Genomic DNA, 4,019 nt, shown 5'->3' on the forward strand with positions numbered 1-4,019 from the left:
AAGCCGGAGACGGCCTCGGCGGCGTGGTCGGTGCCGACCACCAGGCCCTCGTGCGCGCCCGCCACCGTGTACTGGGCGATCATGCGCTGCCGGGCCTTGATGTTGCCGTGCACGAAGTCCTGGTGGCGCGCGTCGCGGAAGGCCGTGCCGCCCGCCAGCGCCGCTTCCAGGGCGGCGTCGCTCGCGGACTTCACGTCCACGGTCAGGACCCGGTCGGCCCGGATGAAGTCCAGCGCCAGCTGCGCGTCCTTCTCGTCCGCCTGCGTCCCGTAGGGCAGTCGCATCGCGAAGAACGTCGCTTCGTGGCCGGCGGCACGGACCCGCTCGACGGCGAGCTGGCAGAGTCGGCCGGCGGTCGTGGAGTCCACACCGCCGCTGATGCCCAGGACCAGTGCGCGCAGGCCCGTGGAGGTCAGCCGCTCGGCGAGGAAGGCCACTCGGCGCTCGATCTCCTGCCGTACGTCGAATGACGCGCTCACCTGGAGATCACGGGCGATCTCCTGCTGCAGGGATATGGACGCCAGGTCGGTCACGGTTGCTCCTCGCTCGGGCCCGTGCGCGGGTCGGCACGCGCCGCCCGGCCGGGGTCACAGTCACGTGTACGGGACGGAAGCACTCTAGAGGAAGGCCACGCGACCGTGGCCCGGCGCCCTGGGCCGCCGGGTCTTGTCGGGCTTGGCCCGCCCGGCACGGCCCCTCGCCGCGTTGTCGGGACACCCGAGTACGTCCGGTACACGGGCGCCCCTCCGCCTTGCGAGGCACCGCACCGGACGACCCGGGCTCACCCGGCAAGACCCGGAAGAGACGGCCCTGGGCGTGAGGTCCCGGGCCCGGCAGGGTGGTGTCGGTGGCCCGTGCGACGATGCGAAGCATGATCGTCTCGCTCGATGCCCTCGTGCCCGCCTCCGGTCCGCACGCCTCGACCACGTACACCGACTGGGTGGCCGCCCACGACCCGGCCGCGGCAGGCGTCGCGGGGGATCTGATCGAGGACATGTACACCGAACTGGTGCGGACCCGGGACAAGCCCGGACGGTTCGTCGACACGATGACGGCGCGGGCGCGGCGGCTGCCGCCGGCGCACCTGCCCTGGTTCTGGGACACGGTGGGCCATCGGCTGATCGGTCACGGGAACCGGGCGAGCGGGCGGGCCTACGCGGCGGCGCGCGCGGCCGAGGCCGAGCACGGGCTGCCGGTGGACCCCGGCTACCGCCGGGCCAACGCCCTGCTGTTCGCGGCGGGCGGGGCCATGCCCGCCAAGGAGTTCGGGGCGCACCAGCGTTTCCTCGCCGAGACGCTGGATCCGGCGGCGGCGCACACGGCCCTGGAGGCGTTCCTGAACGCGTGGGCGGGTTCGCGGGCGGATCCGCCGGCGGATCTGGTGCGCCGGGTCCGGGCGTCGGCCAAGGCAGCCGGGCACGGGGACGGCGAGGCCGCGCGGATGGTGGGCGCGATCCTGTCGGTCACCCGCGGGAAGTCGGTGCCGGAAGCGCTGCTGAGCGCCGCGGAGCTCCTCCTGACGGCCCATCCGCCGACGGACGCCGTGCGGGCCGGACTGGTCGAGGTGTTTCCGACCGGGCCCACCGACGGCGGGGCCTGGCTGCGGATGCTGATCGGCTGCGGCGCGACGGAGGCGATGGCGGCCGGACGGGTGGTGCCGGAGGGCGGACTTCCGCACTGGGTCGGACAGTTCGTCCGCATGTACCAGTACGCCCCGCAGTCCGGCGGCGGGGTCTCCCCGCAGCCGCTGCCGACGGAATTCCTCGACCTGCTCGGCCGGTTGGGGCCGCGCCTGCGGACGGCGGGCATCCCGCTGGCGGTGCACACCACCCGGTACCACTACCAGGGCTTCGACGCGGACGTGCTGGACGCCTGCCTGGCGGCCGGGGCAGCGGTGGTCGACCCTGGTCCGGAGGTGCGGATGCGCTTCTGGGGGGAGCGGTCACGGCGGGACCTCGTCGCGCTGGCCGCGGACCCGGTGTTCGGCCCCCGGCTGGAGGGGACGGTCCATGCCGATCTGCTTCCCGACCACTGGGCCGCGCGCGGGCGCCTCCCCGGGTCCGCGGTGACGCTGCTGCCGGGCAACGAGGGCATCGCCAAGGAGGTCGCCGGGCGGGTCGGCAAACTCGTCGGCACCGTCGGGGGCGGCGGTATGGCGGGGGCCGAGGAGGCCGTGGCCGAGCTGGAGACCCTGCTGGACCGGCCGACGGTGACGGCCCTCGGTGGGATCACCGACGCCCTCGCCGGGGCGGGTGCGGCGGGCACGCTGCGGCGCTCGCTGGCGGTCGGCCTGCCGGAGGAACTGGCCTGGCCGGCCCTGGAGTCGGTGTACGCGGGGTTCGCGGAGACCGCCGATCCCGCAGAGCCCACGGCGGACGGGGTCGACGGGGCGCGTGTGGCGGTGCACCCTCCGCTGCCCGGCGTGGTCGGAGTGACGTGCACCTGGCCGGTACTGACGGTGTTCGGGCGCGACCGGGCGGTCGCCGTCGCCCCCGACGGGGAGCGGGGCACCTGCCGGTTCACGGTTCCCGAGGACGCGGGCCTGTTCGCCGTGCACTACGTGGGCGGCTCCTTCCTGGTGAGCTGGAGCCGCAAGGAGAACCCGCTCTTCTGCGACACCGCCGTCTGGGCCGACCGCCCCGAGGAGCCGTTCGAGCCGCGGCAGGTGGGCGGGCTGCTGCCGTTCGGCGGCAGCCTGGACGGGGCGTACGGCTTCCAGTTCGAGAGCGCCGACGGGGGCGGGCGCCACAGCGGCCTGCGCGTGCTGCGTCCCGGAGACACCGAGGGCATCGACAGCGAGGAGCTGCTGCTCGGCGACGGCTCCCGGATCTGGACCAACCAGATCTACGGGCGGCAGCCGTGGGAGGTGGTCGACCCGGTCACCGGGGAGCGACGCGGAGCCCTGCCGCTGCCGGACTTCCCCGGCCGTGCCCCGAGCGCCGATCCGGGTGCGCAGCCGTCCGAGGTGGGGATGAGCCTGGACACGGAGGCGCTGCAGCTCGCGCCGCTGCCCGCCGGGCTGTCCGACTCCCCGCTGGGCAGCCGGGACGGGCTGGTCGGGACACGGGTGCTGTTCCGTACCCGGCACCGCGACCACGCGCCCGACCACTACCTGGTGGAGAGCGTGGACGGGCGTACCGCACGCTTCGACATCGACCGGCCGGGGCAGGAGCCCTGGGGCCTGTGGGCCGCGCCGGAGGGTGGGGTGGAGGACGTGGTCCTCGCCGAGGCGCAGACCCGTACGGGCGTGCGCGCGTACACCGCCGACGGTGTGCTGCTGTGGGAGCTGGACGGGCACCACTCGCCCAAGCACCCGCGGGTGAGGCCGACCCGGAAGGCCACCGTGTCCGGGGGCGTGGCCCTGCCGCCCGCCTTCTGGTACCTGCTGCGCACGCGTGACGCGGCCGGGTCGCGGGCGCTGCGGAGCGTGGGACGGCAGACGGCGGACACCCTGCTGGCGGCCGCGCTCGACGGTGAGGAGGCGCTGCGTGCCGCCGTGTCCCACGAGTTGCCGGAGGTCACCGACCCGGTACTCGTCGAGGCGGTCGTGGCGGTCGCCGGACGGGCCGCCCGGGTGGAGGAGCGGCGGTGGGCCCTGCACCGGCGCGTGTCCCTCCTCGCCGAGGCTCCGCCGAACGTGCTGCGCCGGTCCGCGCCGGACACCGAACTGCTGCCCGCGCTGTACGGGCTGGTCGCGGACGAGGAGACCGACGCGCACCGCCGGACCGAGGACTCGGCCCTGCCGGCGACCCTCGGCGCGCTGGCCGCCGACGGTGCCTGCCTGGCCGGGACGATCGTGGAGGAGGTACGGCGGCTCTCGCCGCCGGCGCCGCCGCGGGACTGGTCGCAGCTGCTGGGCTCGATCGACGCCGTGGCGTGGCGGGCGGCGGTGGCGCCGACCCCGGACGCGGAGCGGGCCGCTCTGCTCGCGCTCCTCGACACCTGGGCCGACCAGCCGTTCGCCCGTGCCGGCAGCCGCTGGTGGGTGGGCCGCGTGTCCGACTCCGCCGCCCTGGAGG

Annotated in this window: 1 protein-coding gene and 1 pseudogene; one reads left to right on the top strand and one right to left on the bottom strand. The window is 75.5% G+C overall.

Annotated features, from left to right (window positions below):
• The coding region (gene nadE / locus ACWGIU_RS31800) for an NAD(+) synthase (protein ID WP_453711576.1) at positions 1–533 on the bottom strand (533 nt) is incomplete at its 3' end.
• Positions 534–871: 338 nt separating this feature from the next.
• On the opposite strand from nadE, the pseudogene ACWGIU_RS31805 reads away from it, so the two are divergent.
• Positions 872–4,019 (top strand): annotated as a pseudogene (locus ACWGIU_RS31805) (hypothetical protein); the annotation flags it as partial.

The sequence above is a fragment of the Streptomyces sp. NPDC054840 genome (assembly GCF_053611065.1).